Annotated in this window: 4 protein-coding genes; all 4 read right to left on the bottom strand. The window is 74.8% G+C overall.

Annotation, left to right across the window (positions count from 1 at the left end):
* The coding region (locus AC08OP_RS22795; protein WP_476616043.1) for an ATP-binding protein at positions 1-438 on the bottom strand (438 nt) is incomplete at its 3' end.
* Positions 439-486: 48 nt separating this feature from the next.
* Entirely contained in the window at positions 487-1,455 is a 969-nt protein-coding gene (locus tag AC08OP_RS22800) for a glycosyltransferase (RefSeq protein WP_476616044.1), read from the bottom strand.
* 47 nt (positions 1,456-1,502) lie between these two features.
* Positions 1,503-3,050: a D-glycero-beta-D-manno-heptose 1-phosphate adenylyltransferase gene (gene rfaE2 / locus AC08OP_RS22805; protein ID WP_476616045.1), complete on the bottom strand. Its 1,548-nt coding sequence runs from the start codon at positions 3,048-3,050 to the stop codon at positions 1,503-1,505.
* The coding region (locus AC08OP_RS22810) for a glycosyltransferase family 9 protein (RefSeq protein WP_476616046.1) at positions 3,047-3,539 on the bottom strand (493 nt) is incomplete at its 5' end. The genes rfaE2 and AC08OP_RS22810, both read right to left, overlap by 4 nt.

Consider the following 3,539-nt stretch of genomic DNA (forward strand, 5'->3'; position numbering starts at 1 on the left):
ACCATCGACAACGGGGCTCTCCCGGCGCATCCGGAACCAGACGACCTTCCCGTCGCCGGGGATGACGTCGGCGCCCCAGGTCTCAGCGAGCTCGGCCACCAAGTGCATGCCCCGCCCGCCAAGCGAGTCGGTGTCGACCTGCTGCACCTGCGGGAGGCGGCTGTCCGGATCCTGGACGCCGACCCACACCTGGTGGTCGGTCGTCCGGATCTCCAGAACCGGCTCACCGCGGCCGTGCACGACAGCGTTGGTGACCAGTTCGCTGGCGAGCAACACGACGATCTCGGCCAGCTCCGCCGCGAAGCCGGTGCCGGCGAGGCCCGCGGCCAACCGGACCCGGGCCTGCCGGGGCGCGATCGGGCTGAGCGGCAGCACGAACCTGTCCAACGGCTCGCCCGGCTCGCCCGGCTCGCCGGGCAGCCCCGGTTCACCCGTCATGTGAAGGACATTTCCTGGCAATCATGCGGATAAACTCGGTGTCGGAGCTCAGCCCGTGACCTGCGCGAGCACCTCGTCCCAGTCCCGCAGGAAACGATCGAGACCGTACCGGGCCAGGGCCGCCCGCCGGGCCTTCTTCCCGTACGCCCGAGCGCGTTCCGGATCGGCGACGAAGCGGCGGACGGCGCCGGCGAGCACCGCCGGATCGGTGGAGAGGACCCCGGCGTCCCTCGGCACCGCCTCCACCGCCTCGGTGGTGGCCAGCGCGACGACGGGCATGCCCAGGTGCATCGCCTCGAGCAGGGACAGCCCGAGCGAGGTCCACCGCGGCAGGTGCACGTACACCCGGCGGCGCGCGACGGCCTCGTGCAGGGCGGCCTGGGAGGCGTCCTCGAACACGGTGAGCCGCTCGGCGGGAAGGCCGGTGTGCGCCGGTAGGGCGCTGACCCCCAGGCCGAAGGCGTCGACCGGTGCCGCCGCGGCGAACAGCCCCAGCAGGTCGGTCCCGGTAACCCGGCCGCGGCGGACCGGTTCGTTCACGGCTACCGCGACGCGGGGCAGCTCACCAGTGTAGCGGTGGCCCGGGTCGACGATGCCGTGCTCGACGACCCGGGTGGGCGTGCTCCCGGCATCCCAGAACAGCCGGTTGAAGTGGGTGACGTGCACCAGGGTGAGGTCTGGCCGGTCGGCGAGAGGATGCCGGGTCGTGGGCACGTCCCCCTTCGGGGTGTTGTGCTCGACATAGACCGCAGGGAGGTCCCGCCCCGGGCGCCGGCCACCCAGCCAGCGTTCCGCCAGGTCCAGCTCGCGCGGCCGCTGCAGGACGACGACGTCCACGTCGGCCGGGCCGAGCTCGTCCGGCCCGGCCTCCGTGACCGTGCCCGGCCACGGATAGGTGCGCGCGCGGCCCAGGCCGTCCGGGCCGCGATCCGGGGTGACCGGGACGAGATAGGAGTGATCGCCCTGGACGAATGACGTCGTCCACGATCCGTGCACGTGCCACAGCAGAATTCTCACGCCCGGTTCCCCGTTTCCTCGCAGCCCTCGCCGCTTTCTCGCGGTCCTCACCGTTCCCTCGTGGTTCTCACCGTTCCCTCGTGGCCATCGTCCGCTGTGCGCCGGATGCGCCCGACTAGGGCGCTCGTCGACCGGTCCGCCACGTAGTCGACGATGCGGACCTCGCCGCCGAGCGCACGGACCAGCGGCGCCTCGGGCAACATCGACTCGGTATAGTCGCCGCCCTTGACGTACACGTCGGGCCGCAGGGAACGCAGCAGGTCGGTCGGGGTGTCGTCGTCGAAGACGACCACGTGCTCGACGCCGGCGAGCGCGGTCAGCACCGCCAGCCGGTCGGCCAGCGCGTTGATCGGACGGTCCGGGCCCTTGAGCCGACGCACCCCGCTGTCGCTGTTGACCCCGACGACAAGCACGTCACCGAGCCGGCGGGCGGCGTCTAGGTAGGCCACATGGCCGGCGTGGAGGACGTCGAAGCATCCGTTCGTGAAGACGATCCGCCGACCCTGCGCCCGGTGCGCCGCGACGACGTCCGCGAGACGCGCGGCGTCCAGGACGGCGCCCGTGCCGAGGTGGTGCAGCCGGGCGCGCAGGTCCGCCGCCGGGCAGATGCCGGTGCCGGCGGTCGAGACGGCCACGGACGCGGCGATCGAGGCGAGCCGGACGGCGTCACGCAGCCCGACGCCCGCAGCCCGGGCGAGGACCATGGCGGCGACGAACGTGTCACCGGCCCCCGAGGTGCGCTCGTCGGGCGCGTCGGCGGTGGCCGGCAGATGCCACGGCGGCTCATCGGGAGTAAGGACGACGACGCCGTCGCGGTCGAGGGTGACGGCCGCGGCCCGCGCCCCGCTGGCGGCGAGGATCTGTGCCGCGTGGTGCCACACGGTCCCGACCCGGTCGTGCGCGAAGGAGCCTCGGACGGCCTCGGGCAGCAGCGCGACGACCTCATCCGCATTGGGCTTGACCAGGTCGGGGCGCACCGCCGCCCATCGGGTGAGGTCGTGGGCGTCGACGACGAGCCGCCGGCCCGCCGCCCGCACGGCTGCCGCCACCCGGCCGATCAGCTCGGGGGTGAACAACCCCGTGCCGTAGTCGCAGGCCAGCACGGCACAGGCCGACGCGGCCCCGGCGGTGACGCGGGCCGCCACGGCGGCGGCGGTGGCCCGCCGGGGCGGGGTCTCGTCACCCGTGTCGCAGCGCAGGTGGAGATGGTTGCCGGAACAGATCCGCCGCTTGGCCACCGTGGTCCGCCCGGGTTCGACGACCACGGCGGACGTGCCGACGCCACCGGCGTCGAGCAGGTCCCGCAGCCGCCGGCCGTCGGGATCGTCCCCCACCATCCCGACCAGCCGGGTGCGCGCACCGAGGGCGGCCGCGGCGAGGACGGCGTTGCCGGCTCCCCCCGGGGACTCCTCCCGCCCGGTCACAGAGACGACGGGTACGGGGCCCTCCCGGGACAACCCCCGCGGCGGTCCCCGCAGCCAGGAGTCGAGCATCGCGTCCCCGACCACGAGCAGGTGCAGCGCACCGAACCGATCCGGCAGCTCGGCGAGCGGCACGGGACGCGGCGAGGCCGGAGACGCGGGGGCGGCGGTCATCGGGCCATCCCCTCCCCAACCAGCGCGAGCGCGGCGGCGGTCACCTCGGCCGGCGGCAGATCCAGGCATTCGTGCCCGAACGGGCAGGTGAAGGCACGGCAGGGCGTGCAGGGCGTCGCCCGGCGCAGTACCGCGACGCGCGCGGCGCGTGGCCGGTACTCGCTCTCCCGTTCGGTGCCGGCGAACAGGGTGACGACGGGCGTGCGCACCGCGTCGGCGAGATGGGCACCGCCCGAGTTGTTGGTGACGACGACCGCCGCGCCGCGCAGGAGCGCGGCCAGCGCCGGGACGTCCAGGACCCCGGCGAGGCCCCGCCCCGCCGGGCCGGCAGCGGCGACGACCCGGTCGACCAGGGCGGTCTCGGCGCCCGTGCCGGCGGCGAGGACCCGCAGGCCCGCGCCCGCGAGCAGGCCGGCGACCCGGGCGAACCGGTCGGCGTCGTAGCGGCGGGCCGAACAGCTCGCCCCGGGCAGCAGCACCGCGTAAGGG

This window comes from Frankia sp. CeRuru1 (assembly GCF_977966315.1).

Coding starts and splice junctions, on each gene's coding strand:
- rfaE2 (WP_476616045.1), bottom strand. CDS start 3,050: ATGACCGCCGCCCCCGCGTCTCCGGCCTCGCCGCGTCCCGTGCCGCTC.